Here is a 19,912-nt window from a genome sequence, read left to right as displayed (position 1 = left end):
TCCACTCCGCGGCCGGGCAGGGTCTGGCGGGACGCCGCCTACAGGTCGAGCAGGGTACGCAGGTGGCGCGGCGGTGGGCTGCCGTGGGCGAGCATCTGGTCGTGCCAGTCGCGCAGCGGCACGTGGTGCGGCCGAGCGGCGGCGATCTCGGCCATCTCGCTGTAGCCGACGAAGTAGGTCGACAGCTGCGCCGAGGTCAGCAGCGCGCGGCGCCACTTGCCCGCCGCCTCGCCCTCCTCCTGGAAGCCGCGTCCGGTCAGCAGCGCCATCGCCTCGGCCTCGGGCACGTCCTCGGCGTGCGTCAGTTGGTCGAGCAGCGCGTTGAGGGTCATCCGTAGCTGCATCTTCAGCTGCTGCAACCGCACCGGCAGACCACCGAAGTCGCGGCCGACCATCAGCTCCTCGGCGTAGACCGCCCAACCCTCGACGAACGGACCGGAGCGGATCAACGTACGTACCCGGGTGGAGCCGGCGTAGCGCCGCGCGTGGGCGAGCTGGAGGAAGTGACCCGGCATCGCCTCGTGCACGGTGAGGTTGCGAATCATGTGGTCGTTGTACTCGCGGTAGAACGACTCCACCCGGCGCGCGGGCCAGTCCGCGGGGGTCGGCGCGATGCAGTAGAACGTCGGCACGGCGGCGGTCTCCAGACCTCCGGGCGCATCGCAGTAGGCCACCGCCACACCCCGGGCGAACTGCGGCATCACCTGGATGACGCACGGGTCTTCCGGCACCGTCACCAGGTCGTGCGCCCGGACGAAGTCACTCGACTCGTCCAGGGTGATCGAGGCCAGGTCGACGATGGTGTGGTCGTCGGGATGTTCGGCGGCGAGCAGGTCGAGGGCCCGGCGTACGGTCTCGTCGTCGGCCGGACCACCGACCAGCTCGACCGCCGCCGCGCGGATCTCGTCGGTGACCCGGTCGAGGTTCGCCCAGGCCCGGCGCTGGATCTCGGCGGCACCCAGCTCGGTGTCGAGCGCGTGCCACAGGCGTGCCTCCCAGCGCCGCCGACCCAGCCGGGGATCGCGGCCCGGGCCGACGTCGGCCGCCAGGCCGATGCGCAGCCAGGCGACGAACTCGTCGAGCGCGGCCAGCGCGGCGGTGGCGGCCGGCTCGATCCGGTCGATGGCGGCGGGAGCCTGCGCGAGCAGCGCGGGGACCTCGTCGCGGATCAGCGCCGCCACACCGGTGAACTGCCCGACCGCCGTCTCGGCGTGGACCCGGGGCATGTCACGCAGCGTCGCGCGCGCGGTGGCCAGCGCGTCCGGTACGGCGGCGAGGCGGCCGGCGAGGGCTGTCAACCGCACCTCCACCGGCGCGTACGGGCGGGACAGCAGGGCGTGCAGCAGTGGACCGGGGTTGTGCGCGAGCGGGTCCCACTCGTGCCCACGGATCTCGGTCAGCTCGAACAGTTCCCGGTCGACCAGGGCGGAGAGCAGGGCGTGGTCGACCCGCTCCTCGACGTCGAGATCGTCGGGGTCGATCTCGACGAGCGCGCTCGCCGCGTCGACAAGCATCGCCCGGTCCGCCGCGACCGCGTCGGCCGAGAAATCCGGCAGCCGGTCGTCAACCCGATGGTCCCCCGCGGTTGCCGCCAGCGTCGGTCGACTCCCCAGCAACGCCTCGACAACCCGCTCCCCCACCACCTGAAACCGCTCCACCCCCCGACCCTAACCACCCCCACCCGAACCCGCCCGCCGGCACTCCACCCACCCCGCCCCGCCCCCTCCGCCCCACCCCTGCCCCCGTTGATCATGAGGTTAGCGGCGCGAAATGTCGGACTCAGTGCCGCCAACCTCATGATCAACGCGGCAAGGTGGGGATGCGGGCTCGATGGTGCGGATGGTTTGGGCGTGGGCCAGGGCGGTGCGGCGGAGGGCGGCTTCGGGGTCGAGGTCCGCCGCGTGGGCCTGGGCGACCATCGCGAGCAGCTGGGCACCGAGGGTGGCCTCGGGGTCGGGTTGTGCCTCCGGCCGCGGCAGCGGCGTGGTGATGCCGACGCGGGCGGCACGCTCCAGGATCTTCGCCGCCAGGGCGAGCGCCGGCTGGCTCAACGCGATGCCGTCGAGCGCCGAGTCACGGGCCTTCTCCGCCTGCTTGATCCGCTCCCAGTTGGCGGTGATCTCCTCCAGGGTGCCCGCCTCGGCACCGGCGAAGACGTGCGGGTTGCGCCGGATCATCTTGTCCACCAGCCCACCGGCCACGTCGTCGATGCTCCAGCGTTCGTCCTCGGGCAACTCCTCGGCCAGCCGGGCGTGCAGCACCACCTGGAGCAGCACGTCGCCCAACTCCTCGCGCAGCGCGTCGGTGTCCCCGGCGCTTATCGCGTCGTACGCCTCGTAGCTCTCCTCCAGCAGGAACCCGGCCAGGCTGCGGTGGGTCTGCGCCCGCTTCCACGGATCCCCGCCGGGCGAGAGCAGCCGGTCGAGCACCGCCACGGCGTCCAGCAGCCGCGCGCCCGGTGGATCCCACGAGCCGTACATCAGCTCCAACTCCGCCAGCCCCGGCTCGCGGGCCAGGCGCAGCCCCAACTCCCGGGCCAACGACTCGTCCCCGGCCGGGCCGGCCAGCCAGACCACCGTGTCCTGCGCCGACGCGGCGTCCAGCAGCGCCGGCACCGGCGGTCCGTCGAGCACCCGCACCTCGGCGCCCGCCGACCGCAGCGCCATGGTCAGCTCGCTCTCCTCGGCGGCCAGCACCGGAGCCGCGCGTACGACATCCCAGGCGGCTGCCGTCAACAGCCCGGCCGGCAACCGGGGCGAGGTCACCAGCAGGACGATCCGGGGCATGTCAGCCGTCGGTCGGCACGGCCGGCTCAGGCCGTGGCCTCGGGGTGGAGATGTCGTTGACCGCGTCGGAGGCCGGCTCGCCCAGCGGCACGCCCACCGCGATGGCCTGCCCGGTGAAGCTCAGCACCGGGAACACCAGCGGCCGGTACCGGGGGTTGACCGTCACGTCGTACGTCTCGACGGCCTCCCGCAGCGAGTTGCGGTTGGCCAGGGCCTGGCGCAGCTGCTCGCCGTCGAGCTGGGTGGCGGCCTGCTCGACGGTCACCTCGGGTGGCACCGCGCCGGCCCGCTTGCCCGCCTCGACCAGGTCGACCAGCTCCTGCTCGGTGGGGGCCACCGGGGCGCCGATCGGGATCCCGGACAGGCAGGTGTACAGCTCGGCGACCTGCCGCACGTACCCGGTCTCCGGGCTCAGGCCGATGCCCTGCGCCACCTGCGCGGGGTCGACCTGGCTCTGCGGGCGGTAGCCCTCGGCGGCGGAGATCCGCTCGCAGACCTCGCTGAGCACCAGGGTGCTCACCACCTGGCTGCGCCCGGGCAACTGACGCTCCTGGCCGGGCAGCTGGGGCTCCTGGCCGGGCGGCACCTCGTCCGCCTCGGTCGGGGTCGGGTTCTTCGCCTGAGCGTCCTCGATGACCTCGGTGACCGCGTCCTCGGTGATCCGGTGGTCCCCGACGTACGCGGCGACACCAGGCTCGGAACGGCAACCGGCGAGGGCGATGAGGCCGACCGCCACGCTGGCGACGGCGACAAGACGGCGAGCACGCATGCCCGTCACTCTCTCATGCCCCACCCCACCCACCCCTGACAGGTCCCCCGCCCCCGCCACCCCACCGGTCGATCATGAAGTTGTGGTCACCCTGCTCGGCGTGGCAGGACAACAACTTCATGATCAGCGAGGGGAGGCGGCGAGGGCGGGTGCGCCGAGGACGTCGGAGAGGAGTTGGGCGCACCAGTCCAGCAGGGCCTGGTCGCGTAGCGGCTCGCCACCGACCCGGCGGGTGGTCGGGCGGGGGACGCTGACCTGGTCGAGGGCCGCCTTGTAGACCGAGTCGGGGTGGTAGCGCTTGAGCCGCAACTGCTTGGAATCCGGCAGCGGCAGCGGGCCGAAGCGGAGGTGCTTGCCCTGCAGGCTGACGTCGGTGAGGCCATAGGACCGGGCCAGCAGCCGGAACCGGGCCACCGCGATCAGGTTCTGCACCGGCGCGGGTGGCTCGCCGTACCGGTCGGTCATCTCGGCGGCCACCTCCCGCAGCCGCTCCTCGTCGCGGGCCTCGGCCAGCTTGCGGTACATCTCCAGACGCAGCCGCTCCACCGCCACGTAGTCGTGCGGCAGGTGGGCGTCCACCGGGAGATCGATCTTGATGTCGGCATCCTCCTCGGGGCGCTCGCCCTTGAACGCCTGCACCGCCTCACCGACCATCCGCACGTACAGGTCGAACCCGACGCCCTCGATGTGCCCGGACTGCTCGCCGCCGAGCAGGTTGCCGGCGCCCCGGATCTCCAGGTCCTTCATCGCCACGTACATGCCGGCACCCAGCTCGGTGTGCTGGGCGATGGTGGCCAGCCGCTCGTGGGCGTGCTCGGTGAGCGGCTTGTCCGGCGGATAGAGGAAGTACGCGTACGCCCGTTCCCGGCCGCGACCCACCCGGCCGCGGATCTGGTGCAGCTGGGCCAGGCCGAGCAGGTCGGCCCGCTCCACGATCAGCGTGTTGGCGTTCGGGATGTCGATGCCGGACTCCACGATGGTGGTGCAGACCAGGACGTCGTACTCCCTCTCCCAGAAGCCGACCATCACCTTCTCCAGGGCGTCCTCACCCATCTGCCCGTGCGCCACCGCCACCCGCGCCTCGGGCACCAGTTCCCGGAGTCTGCGGGCGGTCCGCTCGATCGACTCGACCCGGTTGTGCAGGTAGAAGACCTGGCCGTCGCGGAGCAGCTCACGGTGGATCGCGGCGGCCACCTGCCGGTCGTCCTGGGCGCCGACGGCGGTGAGGACCGGGTGCCGCTCCTCCGGCGGGGTGGCGATGGTGGACATCTCCCGGATGCCGGTGATCGCCATCTCCAGGGTGCGCGGGATCGGGGTGGCCGACATGCTCAGCACGTCGACCGCCGCCCGCATCGACTTGAGGTGTTCCTTGTGTTCGACGCCGAAGCGCTGCTCCTCGTCGACGATGACCAGCCCGAGCGACTTGAACCGGGTGGCCGACGCCAGCAGCCGGTGGGTGCCGATGACGATGTCGGCGGTGCCGTCGGCGACCATGGTGAGGGTCTGCTCGGCCTCCTTCGGCGTCTGGAAGCGGGACAGCTGCCGGATGGTCACCGGGAACTGACTCATCCGCTCGGCGAAGGTGTTGTAGTGCTGCTGCACCAGCAGCGTGGTCGGCACCAGCACCGCGACCTGCTTGCCGTCCTGCACCGCCTTGAACGCCGCCCGTACCGCGATCTCGGTCTTGCCGTAGCCGACGTCGCCGCAGATCAGCCGGTCCATCGGGATGCTCTGCTCCATGTCCCGCTTGACCTCTTCGATGGCGGCGAGCTGGTCGGGCGTCTCCTGCCAGGGGAAGGCGTCCTCCAACTCCCGCTGCCACGGGGTGTCCGGCCCGAAGTTGTGCCCCTTCGACGCCTTGCGTGCGGCGTAGAGCTGGATCAGCTGGGCGGCGATCTCGCGGACCGCCTTGCGGGCCCGGGCCTTGGACTTCTGCCAGTCCGAGCCACCCATCTTGTGCAGGGTCGGTTGCTCGCCGCCGACGTAGCGGCTCAACTGGTCGAGCTGGTCGGTGGGGACGAAGAGCCGGTCACCGGGCTGGCCGCGCTTGCTCGGGGCGTACTCGATGACGAGGTACTCGCGGGAGGCACCGTTCACGGTGCGCTGCACCAGTTCGACGTACCGGCCGATGCCGTGCTGCTCGTGCACCACGTGGTCACCGGCGCGCAGCTCCAGCGGGTCGATGGTGTTGCGCCGCCGGCTCGGCATCTTCCGCATGTCCCGGGTGGACACGCCCCGACCACCGGTGACGTCGTTGCCGGTGAGCAGCACGAACCGGGCCGCCTCGTTGACGAAACCGCCGGTCAGGCTGCCACAGGTGACAAGCAGCTCACCCGGGGCGGGCGCGGCCGGCACCTCCTCGGTCATCCGGGCACCGAGACCGCCGTCGCGCAGCACCTCGACGGCCCGCTGGGCGGGACCGTGACCCTCGAAGACAAGCGCGATCGACCAGCCCTCGCCGGCCCACCGCTTCAGGTCGTCGACCACCCGGGCGGTCTCGCCGTGGTAGAGCGGTGCGGGCTGGGCGGTCAGCGCCACCGCGATGGCGTCGTCGGGAGTGACGTCGACCGTCTCCGGCTCGTCCTCCCACGGTTGCCGGGTCGCGGCCGGACCGGCTGGCTCGGCCAGGCCGAACGGGGACAGCGTCCACCAGGGCTGACGCAGGGTCGCGGCGTGTGCGCGTACGTCGGCGAGGGTGTGGAAGGCGGCGGCGCCGAGGTCGACCGGGGCCTGGCCACCGACGGCGGCCGCGGCCCAGCTGGCCTGGAGAAACTCCTCCGAGGTACGCACCAGGTCGTGCGCCCGGGTGCGGATCCGCTCCGGGTCGCAGAGCAGTACGTGGGTGCCGGCCGGCATGCAGTCCAGCAGCAGCTCCATCGAGTCGTTGCCGATCAGCGCCGGTGCCAGGGACTCCATTCCCTCCACGGGGATCCCACCGGCCAGCTTGTCGAGGATCTCGGCCAGCTCCGGGTGCTGCTGCGCGAGCGTGGCGGCCCGCTCCCGGATGTCGGGGGTGAGCAGCAGTTCCCGACAGGGCGGGGCCCAGAGCTGGGCGATCTGCTCGATGGTGCGCTGGTCGGCGACGGCGAAGGTGCGGATCTCCTCCACCTCGTCGCCCCAGAACTCGACCCGGGACGGGTGCTCGTCGGTGGGCGGGAAGACGTCGAGGATGCCGCCGCGCACGGCGAACTCGCCCCGCTTGGTGACCAGGTCGACGCGGGCGTACGCCATGTCGGTCAGCCGGCGGGCGACCTGCTCCAGGTCGGCCTCGTCACCGGCGGCCAACCGGACCGGTTCCAGGTCTCCGAGCCCCTTGAGCTGGGGTTGCAGCACCGAGCGGACGGGGGCCACCACCACCCGCAGCGGGCCGGTGCGCCCGTGCGCGTCCGCCGAGTCCGGATGCGCGAGCCGACGTAGCACGGCCAGCCGCCGACCGACCGTGTCGGAGCGCGGGGAGAGCCGCTCGTGCGGCAGCGTCTCCCAGCTCGGGAAGATCGCCACCTGCTCGGGCGGCAGCAGGCTGCCCAGCGCGGCGACGAGGTCCTCGGCCTCGCGGCTGGTGGCGGTGACCGCCAGCACCGGCCGCCCCGCACCGCCGGCCCGGTCGTCGGGATCCGCCGCGACCGCGGCGACCGCGAACGGGCGCAGCGCCGGCGGGGCGGTCAGGTCGAGCCCGTCGACCTGGGCCGCACCGGAGCGCGCCAGGTCACGGACGCGGGCCAGGCCCGGGTCGGCCAGGGCAGCGGCGAACAGTCCGGTGAGCGCAGTCATGATCACTTCCGAGGTGGGGACACGACGATCACCCCGCGTCCGGACCGGACGGGGGGTCTTTACCGATTGACACTATCTCTCCGGGCCGACGAATCACCGCCACCCAGGGCCATCGCCGCCCGGGCGAGCACGGTGGCCGTGGCCGGTGCGACGTTGCTTCGCGGGCCCCTGTCGAGCTGGCTGCGCAGACGGCTCACCGTCACGTCGTCCTCGAGGCGGGCGCAGCGGGTTTCGGCACCGACCGGGATTGACGCCGGTACCCGGCTGTGGTCGGCTGCCTGGATGAACGGGGAGTATCGAGTGCAGTTCGACGCCGAGGTCGCCTTCGCCAACGGCGGCGGCCTGACCACCGAGGGGTTCCGGCTGGACATCCAGGGCGACCGGATCGACGACACCGACCTGGCGGCGCTGCTCGTCCGGCATCTCGGCCTGCTGATGGTGTCCGACGTACGGATCACCAACAAGACGGTCATCGAGGAACCGCACAAGGGCGGTCGCGCCGTCGGGGGCGCCCCGGGTGGCGCCACCGGGCGGCGGCTGATCGAGCTGAGTCACCTGGTCACCGATGGGATGACCACCCTGCCCGGCTGGCCGGCACCGCGGATCACCGAGTGGCTCACCCGCGAGGCTTCGCGGAAGCACTACGCGTCGGGCACCGAGTTCCACGTGGCCCGGATCGACATGATCGCCAACACCGGCACCTACCTGGACACCCCCGCCCACCGGTACGCCGATGGTGCCGACCTGTCCGGCTTCCCGCTGGATCGTCTCGCCGACCTGCCCGGACTCGTCGTAAGGCTGCCCGCCGGCACCCGCGCGGTGGACCGTCTGCTGCTGGCACCGTACGACGTCGCCGGCAAGGCGGTGCTGCTGCACACCGGCTGGGACACGCACTTCGGCACCGCCGGGTACGGCGCACCGGAGGCACCCCACCTGACCGGTGACGGCGCGAAGGCGCTGGTGGACGCGGGGGCCGCCCTGGTCGGCATCGACTCGATCAACATTGACGACATGGGTCCGGCGGCGGGCGGTGAGCGGCCCGCGCACAGCCTCCTGCTGGCCGCCGGCATCCCGATCGTGGAGCACCTGACCGGGCTGGACGCCGTCCCGCCGGACGGCTTCCGGTTCACCGCCACCCCACCGAGGGTGGCCGGCATGGGCACCTTCCCCGTCCGCGCCTTCGCCGCCGTGGGCTGAGGGGCGTCGTGGGCTGAGGGGCGTCGTGGGCTGAGGGGCGTCGTGGGCTGAGGGGCGTCGTGGGCTGAGGGGCGTCGTGGACCGAGCGTCGTGGACCGAGAGGCAAGGTCAACTCCGGATACGGGATATCGCGGCTTCCGTCGGCGCGGATACCGCGACATCCCGCATGTCGAGTGGATGTCGCGCCTCGGTGGCTGGCTGGGCCGTCAGTAGCGCACCGAGATACGCCGCTGGACCGCGTCCACCCGGGCCTCGCCGCCGTACGGGATGATCAGTTGCGGGTCGGTGTGACCGAAGTCGACGTCGAAGACCAGGACCGCCTCGGGGGCGTACTCGGCGAAGGCCCGGCTGACGGCGGCCCGCTGCTCCCCGGCGTACGTCTGCTTCTCGGCCGGGGTGAGCCGGCGGCCGAACTCCCACGCCTTGGCCCGACCGACAAGCGCGGCGGGGAAGCCACTGAGCAGGCCGCGCTCACCGAGGTTACGCAGCATCCGGTAGACCTCCACGGCCGGCGGCAGTTCCTCCGAGGTCTCCATCAGGAAGACCGAACCGGCAAGCGTGGCCGCTGGAGCGACCCGGTCGGCGGCGAGCAGCCAGTGCAGCACCTCCAGGTTGCCACCCCAGGTACGCCCCTCGACCACGGTCGCCAGGCCCTGCCAACGCCAGCCCGTGCCGGGGAACATCACCGGCTCGTCGGCGAGGGATCCGGCATCGTGCCAGTCGTTCGGCTCGTCGCCCCACTCGGGCGCCGGAGTCAGGTCGTACCAGTCGCTGCCGAACAGCGCCGCGCGCAGCGAGTCTGCGGTCAGCGGGTGCAGCGCGCCGGGGCGGCCGAGATGCACCAGCACCGACCCGCCGTGGTAGCTGACGATGCCCAGCCGGTGCAGGTGGTTGAGCAGGTTGGTGTTGTCGGAGTACCCGAAGTAGGGCTTCGGGTTGGCCCGCAGCACCTCGTCGTCCAGATGCGGCGTCACGGTGATCAGATCGTCGCCGCCGACGGTGGCCAGCACGGCGGTGATCGTCGGATCGGCGAAGGCAGCGGTCAGGTCCCGGGCGGGGTTTCGGGGGGTAGCGCAACGCTGTCACGGGCTGAAGCTATCGCCCGCCACCAGCGATTTCGGTCCTGGGAACGGTGGGCGACTGCGCCGGCACGCCTCGGAACGACAAGCCTCACATCCGGTCGCCACCGTCAACGTCCCCGGAACATGATGAAGGCGACAACCTGGGGCCCCTCCTTTCAGCCGGGTTCACGTGGATACGATCGGGGGAGTCGGACAGCGCTGTCCTTCGTACTTGACGTGAGGAGCGCATGGTGACCGACCAGCACGATCACGACGGCCCCGACGCCGCCCTGCGCGCCGACATCCGCAGGTTGGGCACGTTGCTCGGGCAGACCCTGGCCCGGCAGGAGGGGCGCCCGCTGCTCGACCTCGTGGAGGAGATCCGCGCCCAGGTCCGCACCGACGCCCCGGCCGCCGCCCGGCGGCTCGGCGGGCTGGATGTGACCACCGGCACCAAGCTGGCCCGTGCCTTCTCCACCTACTTCCACCTGGCCAACATCACCGAACAGGTGCACCGTGCCCGGGACCTGCGCCGCCGCCGCGCCGTCCAGGGCGGCTGGCTGGACCAGGCGGCCAAGATGATCGCCGAGCGCGGGGTGCCGGCCGAGGAGATCGCCTCGGTGGCCCGCCGGTTGGCGGTACGTCCGGTCTTCACCGCCCACCCGACCGAGGCGGCCCGCCGGTCGATCCTGTCGAAGCTGCGCGCGATCGCCGACGAGCTGGACGCCGAGACGGCCAACGCGATTCTCTACGGCGCCAGCGACGAGGGTCCGGCGAACCGGCGGCTGGCCGAGCTGCTCGACCTGATGTGGCAGACCGACGAGCTGCGGCTCGATCGGCCGGACCCGACCGACGAGGCACGCAACGCCATCTACTACCTGCGTGACCTGTACGCCGAGGCGGCTCCGCAAGTGCTCGACGACCTCGCCGAGACGCTTCGTACGCTCGGCGTGGAGACCTCGCCGACGGCCCGGCCGCTGACCTTCGGCACCTGGATCGGCGGTGACCGGGACGGCAATCCGTTCGTCACCCCCACGGTGACCCGCGAGGTGCTGGCCATTCAGCACGAGCACGGCCTGACCGCCACCGAAGCGGCGATGGAAGAGTTGATCAGCGAGGTGTCGGTCTCCCGCCGACTGCGCGGGGTGTCACTCGACCTGTCCGCCAGCCTCGCCGCCGACCTCGACGCGCTGCCCGAGGTGGCGCCCCGGTTCCGCCGGGTCAACGCCGAGGAGCCGTACCGGCTGAAGGCTCGCTGCGTACGCGCCAAGCTCGCCAACACCCGGGCCCGACTGCGCCAGGGCACCCCGCACGTGCCCGGGCGGGACTACCGTGGTTCAGCCGAGCTGATCGCCGACCTGGATCTGCTGCGCGCCTCGCTGGCCCGCAACTCCGGTCAGCTCACCGCCGTCGGCCGGCTCGCCTCGACCATCCGTACCGTCTCCGCGTTCGGCCTGCACCTGGCGACCATGGACGTCCGCGAGCACGCCGAGAAGCACCACGAGGTGCTCACCCAGCTGTACGCGGCGGTGGGTGAGGTCGAGGACTACCCGTCGCTGAGCCGGTTGGAGCGCACCAAGCTGCTCGCCGACGAGCTGACCGGCCGCCGGCCGTTGTCGACGGCGGACACCCCGCTGAGTGAGTCGGCCCGCAAGACCTTCGACGTGTTCAGCACCATTCGTGAGGCGCAGGACCGGTTCGGCTCCGAGGTGATCGAGTCGTACATCATCTCGATGACCCTCGGCGTGGACGACGTGCTCGCCGCGGTGGTGCTCGCCCGCGAGGCCGGCCTGGTCGACGTGCACAGCGGCCGGGCCCGGATCGGCATCGTGCCGCTGCTGGAGACCCCGGCCGAGCTGAACTCCGGCGGCGAACTGCTCGACGAACTGCTGTCGCTGCCGGCGTACCGGGCGCTGGTGGCGGCCCGAGGTGACGTGCAGGAGGTGATGCTGGGCTACTCCGACTCCAACAAGGAGGCCGGCATCACCACCAGCCAGTGGTCCATCCACCGGGCCCAGCGCGCACTGCGCGACGTGGCCGCCCGGCACGGGGTGCACCTGCGGCTCTTCCACGGCCGCGGCGGCACGGTCGGGCGCGGCGGTGGCCCCACGCACGACGCGATCCTGGCCCAGCCGTACGGCACCCTGGACGGCGCGATCAAGGTGACCGAGCAGGGTGAGGTCATCTCCGACAAGTACACCCTGCCCGCGCTGGCCCGGGAGAACCTGGAACTGAGCGTGGCCGCCGTGCTCCAGGCGACCCTGCTGCACACCGGGCCCCGGCAGCCCGCCGAGATGCTGGAACGCTGGGACGCGGCGATGGACGTGGTGTCCGAGTCGGCGTACCGGTCGTACCGCTCGCTGGTGGAGGATCCGGACCTGCCCGCGTACTTCTGGGCTTCCACCCCGACGGAGCTGCTCGGTGCGCTGAACATCGGCTCCCGGCCGGCGAAGCGGCCGAACACCGGTGCCGGGCTGTCCGGGCTGCGGGCCATCCCGTGGGTGTTCGGCTGGACCCAGACCCGGCAGATCGTGCCCGGCTGGTTCGGGGTCGGCTCCGGTCTGGCCGCCGCCCGGGAGGCCGGGCTTTCCGACGTGCTTGCCGAGATGCACCGCAACTGGCACTTCTTCCGCACGTTCCTGTCCAACGTGGAGATGATGCTGACCAAGACCGACCTCGGCATCGCCCGCCGTTACGTGGAGACCCTGGTCCCGAAGAAGCTGCACCCGATCTTCGACAAGATCGAGCAGGAGTACGAGCTGACCCGGCGCGAGGTGCTCGCGGTCACCGACTCACCGGATCTGCTGGAAAATTCCCCGGTGCTGCAACGCACCCTCGCCGTACGCGACACCTACCTGGAGCCGTTGCACCACCTTCAGGTGGCGCTGCTGCGGCAGTACCGCGACTCCGGGGCGGCCGGACGGGCGGTGGCCACCGCACCGGGCGGCCGGCGCGCACCCAGCGACGGCACTGCCCTGGAGCGGGCCCTGCTCACCACGGTCAACGGCATCGCGGCCGGCATGCGCAACACCGGCTGAGGTGTACGGAGGGCCCCTCGTCACGCCCTGGGCGCAGGAGGGGCCCTTCGTCAACCACCGGGCGGCCGTCGAATTCGCCGGCGCAGCGGCCCTGGCCCGGGTGACCGGGGCGTTGCTCGTCGATTCGGGCGGCGGGAGGGTCAGGACCCCGGTGCGGCGTCCCGGCGGACCCGGTAGCGCAGATGCGTCACGTGCGGTGATTCGACGACGGCCAGTCGCTCCAACTCGATGTGCTCCTCGCCCAGGTGCTCGAACAGCCGACGGCCCGCGCCGAGCAGTACGGGTGCGAGTTGGAGCCGGATCTCGTCGACCAGACCGGCGGTCAGGAAATGCTGGCCGACCTCTGCCCCCATCAGTCGGACATCGCGCTCGCCGGCGGCAGCGGTGGCGCGGTCGTAGGCATCGCGCACGTCGGTGACAAAGGTGAACGTGCCGCTCTTCTCCACCCGCTCGGCCAGCGGGTCGTGAGTCAGCACGAAGCAGGGCACCGGGTAGGGGGTGTCGTTCCAGACGTTGACGCCTACGTCGAACGTCCGCCGGCCGAGCACCACCGCGCCGGTGGTCTCCGACATTTCCCGTTCGATCTCGGCGTCCACCTCACTGGTCGAGGTGTGGAAAATCCACTTGTGCAGACGAAGGCCACCTTCGCCCATCGGGTGCTCGACGCTGACGTTGGGGCCGGCCATGAAGCCGTCCAGTGACATCGTGACATCCAATAGAATTCGCGCCATTCGGAGCCTTCCTGAGTAGACACGGCGACGTCAGGACCGAGCGTGTGGTGGACACCGCACATACCGTTGGCGAGCTGCCCGGATGTCACGCCGCGGGCTCGGTCACGGTCGCCGGTCTCCACCGGTGGTTTTTCCTGCGCAGACCGTAGCGAACGCGTGTGTCAGAAGTCCCCGCCGCCGAAGTCACCACCGAGATCGCCGCCGCCGAAATCACCACCGAACTCACCGCCACCGAAGTCCGCGCCGACGTCGCCCGGATCGTCGAAGCCGCCCGCGGCGGCGGCGTCGTAGCCGGGATCGCCGAAGGACGGCGAGAACAGCGCGTCGGCGATCAGCATGCCGCCCAGCACTCCGACGCCGGCACCGAGCGCCGTCCGCCACCAGGGGGTGGAGTACCAGCCGGCCGGAACCGGTCGGCCCCGCACCCGCCCGCCCGGGTAGTAGTAGGGCGTGTCCTGGCCCGGCTGCGGGCCGGCCTTGAACGTCTGACCCTGCACCTCGACCTGACGCGGCACGGTCAACTCCCCGGCACCGCTGGCGGCGACCAACGGCGGTAGGGGCGGACCCGGGTCGATGCCGAGCGCCAGCCGGGCCGCCCGGATGTAGGTGAGGCCCTCCACCGCGGTCTCCCGGGCGAGCCGGTACTGGGTGATGCTCCTGGCCTGCTCCAACTGCGATCCGGCGGCGTGGTAGCGCTCGGCGGCGTCGGCCAGCGCCTGGCGTACCGCCGCCTCCTCGCCGCTCAGGTTCATCACCTGCCCGCCGAGGCGTTCGTACCACCGCCGCGCGTCGGCCTGCACGTCGGCGAGATTGCGGGCCTCGCGGGCGGCGCGTTCCCGCCGCCACCAGAGCAGGGCACCGCCGAGCAGCGCCACGAGCAGGACGAGCAGCAGAGGTTCCACCACCTCAACGTACCCAGCCTGGGCCAACGATCCCCGCTGCGACGAGCCCGGCTCGGGAAATCACGGGTGCACCCGTCCGGGCGCGGCGGGCCCACCTTTGGCAAGCTGCTGAGGATGGAGCTCTCGACCCTGGCGGTTGTCGTCGTCTGTCTCGGTGCCGGCGGTGCGGTCGGCTGGTTCGCCGCCCGGGCCCGCTCGGCGACCGAGATCGCCCGACTGGACGCCACGCTGCGCGCCACCCGCGAGGGCGAGGGGCGGCTGGAGCAGTCGATGCGGGCGCTGAGCTACGAGGCGACGGCCCAGTCGCAGGAGGCGGTCGCCCGGGCGGTGGCTCCGCTGCACGAGACGTTGCGTCGCTACGAGCAGCGGGTCGCCGACCTCGAACGTGAGCGGGTCGACGCGTACGCCGAGCTGCGCGAGCAGGTCCGCGCGATGAGCACGGTCTCCGGTGAGCTGCGGACGGAGACGAAACAGCTGGTGGCGGCGTTGCGCGCGCCGCAGGTACGCGGCCGGTGGGGCGAGCACCAGTTGCGCCGCATCGTCGAGGCCGCCGGCATGTTGGAGCACTGCGACTTCGCCGAGCAGGTCACCGCCGCCACCGACCAGCAGACGGTACGCCCCGACCTGGTGGTCCGCCTGCACGGCGGCCGGAGCGTGGTGGTGGACGCGAAGGCGCCGTTCGACGCGTACCTCACCGCGATGGAGGCGCGCGACGAGCGGGGCCGGGACACCCACCTCGACGCGCACGCCAGACACCTCCGGGCGCACGTCGACGCGTTGGCCGCCAAGTCGTACTGGTCCGCGTTCGAGTCCACTCCGGAGTTCGTGGTGCTGTTCGTGCCGGCGGATCCGTTCCTGGACGTCGCCCTGCAACGCGATCCGACGCTGTTGGAGCACGCGTTCGCCCGCAACGTGGTGCTGGCCACCCCCGCCACCCTGGTCGCGCTGCTCCGTACGGTCGCCTGGTCGTGGCGGCAGGAGCAGCTGACCCGCAACGCGATGGCCGTGCACACGGTGGCGCGGGAACTGTACGGACGGTTGTCGACGCTCGGTGACCACGTCGGCAAGCTCGGCGCCTCACTCGGTGGTGCGGTCACCGCGTACAACCGGGCGGTGGGCTCGCTGGAGGCACGGGTGCTGGTGAGTGCCCGCAAACTGGCCGAGCTGGGCGTGTCGGATCAGGAACTGCCCACGCCGGGGCAGGTGGAACTGGCTCCCCGGCAGCCGCAGGCGCCGGAGCTGCTGGTGGAATCCACTCCAGATGATCGAACTCGGTCTAACTGAAATTGGCCCTATCATCTTCGATGTGACAATGAGCGTCTCGCATATCACGAGATGGTCACAACGTACCCAACGGTAGTGACATCGACGGTCGGCACCACGAAGTATTTCGCTCACGCGTGCCCTGCATCTGAGGGCGCCTGAGTTCTCTGGAGGAAAGAGAACGTGAGTAAACCCCGAAACCTGAGCCGGCGTACCTCCGCTGCGCTCTTCGCCTCGGTGATGGCGGCCAGCGCCGTGACCGTGGCGGGCGGTGCCGCCACCGCGAGCGCCGCTCCTGCCGGACCGGACGCCGCGCAGGCCACCCCCGCCGAGGCGTTGGACCAGCACGACGCCAAGCTGCTCGCCGAGGCGGAGGCGAAGAAGGCCCCCACCGTCACGATGATCGTCGCCACCGACAAGGGCAAGGCGAAGGACGTCGCCGACGACCTCAAGGACCTCGGCGCGGCCGTCACCGAGCGCTACGACACCATCGGTTACGTGCTCGCCAAGGTGCCGACCGGTAAGGCGGTCAAGGCCGCCAAGCTGCCGGGCGTGGCCACCATCGACCTGGACGAGAAGATCCAGCTGCCCGACCCGAAGCCCGAGGTCGCCCCCGGCGGCAAGAAGGGCGGCAAGCAGGGCAGCACGCTCAGCGGGCCGGGTGCCAGCACGAAGGCCGACAACCCGTACATGCCGACGAACGAGACCGGTGCGGTCAAGTTCGTCAAGCGGCACAAGAAATGGGATGGCCGCGGCGTCACCATCGGCATCATGGACTCCGGTGTGGACCTGGAGCACCCGGCGCTGCAGGAGACCACCACCGGCGAGCGCAAGATCGTCGACTGGGTGACCGCGACCGACCCGTTCGAGGACGCCACCTGGCGGCCGATGCTCAACCAGGTGACCGGGCCGACGTTCAACCTGGCCGGTCGCACCTGGACCGCGCCGGCCGGCACCTACCGGTTCAACCTGTTCAACGAGAACACCACGAACAACAGCGACCCGGCCGGTGACGTCAACCGCGACGGCGACAACACCGACCAGTTCGGCATCCTGTTCGACCCGGCCACCAACAACATCTGGGTCGACACCGACCAGGACGGCGACTTCACCGACGAGGCCGTGATGCGGCCGTACAAGGAGAAGTTCGACGTCGGCCACTTCGGCACCGACAACCCGGCGACCGCGATCACCGAGCGGATGTCGTTCGTCGTCGAGTACCGCAAGAACGTCGACACCACTCCGGTCGGCGGCCCCGGCCTGGTGGACTACGTCAACATCGGCATCATCGAGAGCGCCCACGGCACGCACGTCGCCGGCATCACCGCCGCCAACGACATGCTCGGCAACGGCGCGTTCGACGGTGCCGCCCCCGGCGCCAAGATCGTTTCCTCCCGTGCCTGTTCCTGGGGCGGTGGCTGCACGGCCGCCGCGCTCACCACCGGCATGGCCGATCTGGTGATCAACCGCGGGGTCGACGTCATCAACATGTCGATCGGCGGCCTGCCCGCGCTGAACGACGGCAACAACGCCCGCGCCACCCTCTACAACAACCTGATCAACACGTACGGGGTGCAGATGTTCATCTCGGCCGGCAACTCCGGCCCGGGTGTGAACACCATCGGCGACCCGTCGGCGTCGACCAACGTGGTGAGCGTCGCGGCCAGCGTCAGCAAGGACACCTGGCTGGCCAACTACGGCTCGGTGGTCAAGAAGAAGAACGCCCTGTTCAACTTCTCCTCGCGCGGTCCGCGTGAGGACGGTGGCGCCAAGCCGAACATCGCCGCGCCGGGTTCGGCCATCTCCACCACCCCGGTGTGGCAGGCCGGCAGCCCGGTCGCCGAGGCCGGCTACGCGCTGCCGCCGGGCTACGGCATGTTCAACGGCACGTCGATGGCCTCCCCGCAGGCCGCCGGCGCCGCCGCGCTGCTGCTCTCGGCCGCCCGGGCGACCGACAAGGGCATCACCCCGGAGATGCTGCGCCGGGCGATCTACACCTCGGCCAAGCCGATCGCCGACACCCCGACCTACGGGCAGGGCTACGGCATGTTCAACGTGCCGGGGGCCTGGAAGCTGCTGAAGAAGGGCGTCCAGACCCGCTCGTACACCTCCGACGCCCCGGTCTGCACGGTGCTCTCCGGCCTGCTGGCCACGCCGAACCACGGCACCGGCCTCTACAACCGCTGCGGCTCCGCCGACGGCGGCCACAAGGTCAACCAGTCGAAGTCGTACCAGGTCACGCTGACCCGGACCAGCGGCCCGACCGGCAATGTCAAGCACAAGGTGGGTCTACGCGGCAACGACGGCACCTTCTCGGCGCCGAAGAACGTCACGCTGCCGCTGAACACGCCCGTCACCATCACGATCATCGCCAAGCCGAAGACCGTCGGCGCGCACGGCACGATCGTGACCGTCGACGACCCGGCCACCAACACGATCGACTTCGAGGTCTCCGCCGTGGTGGTGGCCTCGAACGACGTCAGCAAGCCCGACTTCGCCTACTCGGCGCAGGGCTCGGTAGACCGGAACAGCACCACGTCGTACTTCGTGACGGTGCCCCCGGGTGCCGGTGCACTCCAGGTCAACCTCTCCGGCATCGCCACCGGGTCGCAGACGCGCTTCATCGCGTTCAACCCGTGGGGCGTTCCGGTGGAGAGCACCTCCAGCCTGGCCTGCTTCACCAACCACAACAGCACGGTCGTCTGCAACGCCTTCGAGCGTGACTACCAGAACCCGATGCCGGGCGTCTGGGAGATCGAGGTCGAGTCCCGGCGGACCTCGCCGTCGCTGAACAACCCGTACCAGATCCAGGCACGGGTGCAGGGCGTCGCGGTCGAACCGGCCGTGGTCGAGCTGCCGTCGGTCACCGCCGGCACCCCGACCCCGGTCACCTGGTCGCTGAAGAACACCTTCGGCCCGGTCACGGTGACCGGCCAGGGCGGCGCGCTGTCCAGCTCGCACGCGGAGCGGCCGACCATCGTCGAGTACGCGACGCAGGAGTTCACCGTGGATGTGCCGGCGGGCGCCACCAGCTTCACCGCCCGCATCGGCAACACCTCGGACGCCGGTGCCGACCTCGACCTGTTCGTGTACCGGGGCGGCGCCCTGATCGCGTACAACGCGGACGGCGACTCGGAGGAGTTCGTCACCCTGAACAACCCGGCGGCTGGCACCTACACCGTCGTCGTCGAGGCGTACTCGGTCGACGGGGCCGGTGGCAGCACCGAGTACGACTACCGGGACTCGTTCTCCTCCCCGGCGCTCGGCACCCTCTCGGCGCCGAGCACGCCGCTCACCCTGGCCCACGGTGCCACCGGCACCATCTCGGGCACGGTGACCGCCCAGTCCGCCCCGTCCGCGGGTCGGGCACTCTACGGTGAGCTGGCCGTGGTGACCACCGAAGGCGCGGTCGTCGGCCGCGGCGCGGTCTCCATCGGCGCGGTGAACTGACCCCACCACCCGCACCACCAGGAAGCCCGTCTCCGGATCTCCGGAGACGGGCTTCCGTCTGTCCACCTGCCCGATGCGGTCCTCTGACCGGCCCGGTCAGCCGGCCGGCTCGACCCGTTGCTCGTGGCGGGCGACCAGACCCACCACGAGCAGCAGGTACGCGGCCAACTCGACGGCGAGGAGGACGGCCGGTCCGGCCGCAGGCAGACTCGCGTTGGCATGGAACGCGGCGGTGAGCAGGGCGCCACGTGCGGTGTACGGCGGGAGTGACAACGAGGCGAGTGCCGCGTCGAGGTGGGTCAGGGCGACCAGCACCAGCAGGACGGCACCACCGGCGGCGAGCAGGTGTCGGCGGCCGGTCAGCAGGGCAGTCAGGACGAGCGCGCCGAAAGCGAGTGCGAGGGGTGCCAGCATCGCGGCGGCCACCTCCACGTCGGACGGGCCGCCGCTGCCAGGGCTGAGCCGCTGAGCCGCCCGTACCGCAAGGTGGATCTCGACCAGCTGGACCACCGCGTACGCGGCCACCAGCGTCGCCGCCAACACCGCCCCGGCAAGGGCGGGGCGACCCGGGCGGGCGTCGCGCCACCGGGTGCTCCACAACAGGATCAGGACGAGGACCAGCGGCGCCCAGCTCAGGCGGAGGCCGGTGACGAATCCCAGGGTGGGGTCAACCGCACCGGGCCGGAGCACCTGCCATTTCCGGTCGGCGGGATCGGCGGGCATCGTGGTCCACGCCTCGACGACCAGCACGGTGAGCGCCATCGGCACCGCCCAGGGCCGGCCCGGTGGCCGGACGGTCAGCGCGTACGCCAACAGCAGCAGCAACGCGGCCACCTCGGCCTGGCGTAGCAGGGGAACACCGGTGAGAATGCCGAGGACGTGGACGGCGGCGAGGGCCCCGGCCGCCGCAGGAAGGATCGGTCGGTACCGCACCCGGGCATCCT

12 protein-coding genes and 1 pseudogene are annotated in these 19,912 nt (G+C 71.4%); 4 read left to right on the top strand and 9 right to left on the bottom strand.

Annotation, left to right across the window (positions count from 1 at the left end):
• Positions 1-38: 38 nt before the first annotated feature.
• From ACFY2A_RS10240 to mfd, 4 genes are all read right to left on the bottom strand, one after another.
• Positions 39-1,658 (bottom strand): DUF885 domain-containing protein, encoded by a 1,620-nt coding sequence (locus ACFY2A_RS10240; RefSeq protein WP_387170437.1) that lies wholly within the window; start codon positions 1,656-1,658, stop codon positions 39-41.
• 99 nt (positions 1,659-1,757) lie between these two features.
• Positions 1,758-2,786 (bottom strand): nucleoside triphosphate pyrophosphohydrolase, encoded by a 1,029-nt coding sequence (locus ACFY2A_RS10235; protein WP_387170435.1) that lies wholly within the window; start codon positions 2,784-2,786, stop codon positions 1,758-1,760.
• A 1-nt stretch (position 2,787) separates the two neighbouring features.
• Positions 2,788-3,555 (bottom strand): hypothetical protein, encoded by a 768-nt coding sequence (locus ACFY2A_RS10230; RefSeq protein ID WP_387170433.1) that lies wholly within the window; start codon positions 3,553-3,555, stop codon positions 2,788-2,790.
• Between the two features lie 123 nt (positions 3,556-3,678).
• The gene (gene mfd / locus ACFY2A_RS10225) at positions 3,679-7,326 is read right to left on the bottom strand and encodes a transcription-repair coupling factor (protein WP_387170431.1); all 3,648 of its coding nucleotides are present in this window, start codon (positions 7,324-7,326) and stop codon (positions 3,679-3,681) included.
• Between the two features lie 282 nt (positions 7,327-7,608).
• On the opposite strand from mfd, the gene ACFY2A_RS10220 reads away from it, so the two are divergent.
• On the top strand, positions 7,609-8,523 hold the full coding sequence (locus ACFY2A_RS10220; RefSeq protein ID WP_387170429.1) for a cyclase family protein: 915 nt from the start codon (positions 7,609-7,611) through the stop codon (positions 8,521-8,523).
• Between the two features lie 206 nt (positions 8,524-8,729).
• Here ACFY2A_RS10220 and ACFY2A_RS10215 read toward each other — a convergent pair whose 3' ends face one another.
• Both ACFY2A_RS10215 and ACFY2A_RS10210 read right to left on the bottom strand, forming a co-directional pair.
• The gene (locus ACFY2A_RS10215) at positions 8,730-9,365 is read right to left on the bottom strand and encodes a hypothetical protein (RefSeq protein ID WP_387170724.1); all 636 of its coding nucleotides are present in this window, start codon (positions 9,363-9,365) and stop codon (positions 8,730-8,732) included.
• A gap of 24 nt (positions 9,366-9,389) precedes the next feature.
• Positions 9,390-9,584: pseudogene (locus tag ACFY2A_RS10210) on the bottom strand (LD-carboxypeptidase); the annotation flags it as partial.
• Between the two features lie 251 nt (positions 9,585-9,835).
• On the opposite strand from ACFY2A_RS10210, the gene ppc reads away from it, so the two are divergent.
• The gene (ppc, locus tag ACFY2A_RS10205) at positions 9,836-12,622 is read left to right on the top strand and encodes a phosphoenolpyruvate carboxylase (protein ID WP_363921620.1); all 2,787 of its coding nucleotides are present in this window, start codon (positions 9,836-9,838) and stop codon (positions 12,620-12,622) included.
• 140 nt (positions 12,623-12,762) lie between these two features.
• Here the strand turns inward: ppc and ACFY2A_RS10200 are convergent, their stop codons facing one another.
• Together ACFY2A_RS10200 and ACFY2A_RS10195 are read right to left on the bottom strand one after the other, a co-directional pair.
• The gene (locus tag ACFY2A_RS10200) at positions 12,763-13,353 is read right to left on the bottom strand and encodes a dihydrofolate reductase family protein (protein ID WP_387170427.1); all 591 of its coding nucleotides are present in this window, start codon (positions 13,351-13,353) and stop codon (positions 12,763-12,765) included.
• Between the two features lie 161 nt (positions 13,354-13,514).
• Positions 13,515-14,255: a hypothetical protein gene (locus tag ACFY2A_RS10195; RefSeq protein WP_387170425.1), complete on the bottom strand. Its 741-nt coding sequence runs from the start codon at positions 14,253-14,255 to the stop codon at positions 13,515-13,517.
• Between the two features lie 114 nt (positions 14,256-14,369).
• Here ACFY2A_RS10195 and ACFY2A_RS10190 point away from each other — a divergent pair, with 114 nt between their 5' ends.
• Together ACFY2A_RS10190 and ACFY2A_RS10185 are read left to right on the top strand one after the other, a co-directional pair.
• The gene (locus ACFY2A_RS10190; protein ID WP_363921614.1) at positions 14,370-15,539 is read left to right on the top strand and encodes a DNA recombination protein RmuC; all 1,170 of its coding nucleotides are present in this window, start codon (positions 14,370-14,372) and stop codon (positions 15,537-15,539) included.
• A 162-nt stretch (positions 15,540-15,701) separates the two neighbouring features.
• Complete coding sequence (locus tag ACFY2A_RS10185; RefSeq protein ID WP_387170424.1) at positions 15,702-18,968, top strand: S8 family serine peptidase; 3,267 nt, start codon at positions 15,702-15,704, stop codon at positions 18,966-18,968.
• A gap of 96 nt (positions 18,969-19,064) precedes the next feature.
• On the opposite strand, the gene ACFY2A_RS10180 is transcribed toward ACFY2A_RS10185, so the two are convergent.
• Positions 19,065-19,901: a hypothetical protein gene (locus ACFY2A_RS10180; RefSeq protein WP_387170422.1), complete on the bottom strand. Its 837-nt coding sequence runs from the start codon at positions 19,899-19,901 to the stop codon at positions 19,065-19,067.
• Between the last annotated feature and the right edge of the window lie 11 nt (positions 19,902-19,912).

The sequence above is a fragment of the Micromonospora sp. NPDC000442 genome (assembly GCF_042898635.1).
GTDB lineage: Bacteria > Actinomycetota > Actinomycetes > Mycobacteriales > Micromonosporaceae > Micromonospora.
This window is presented reverse-complemented; position numbering and strand designations above follow the sequence as displayed.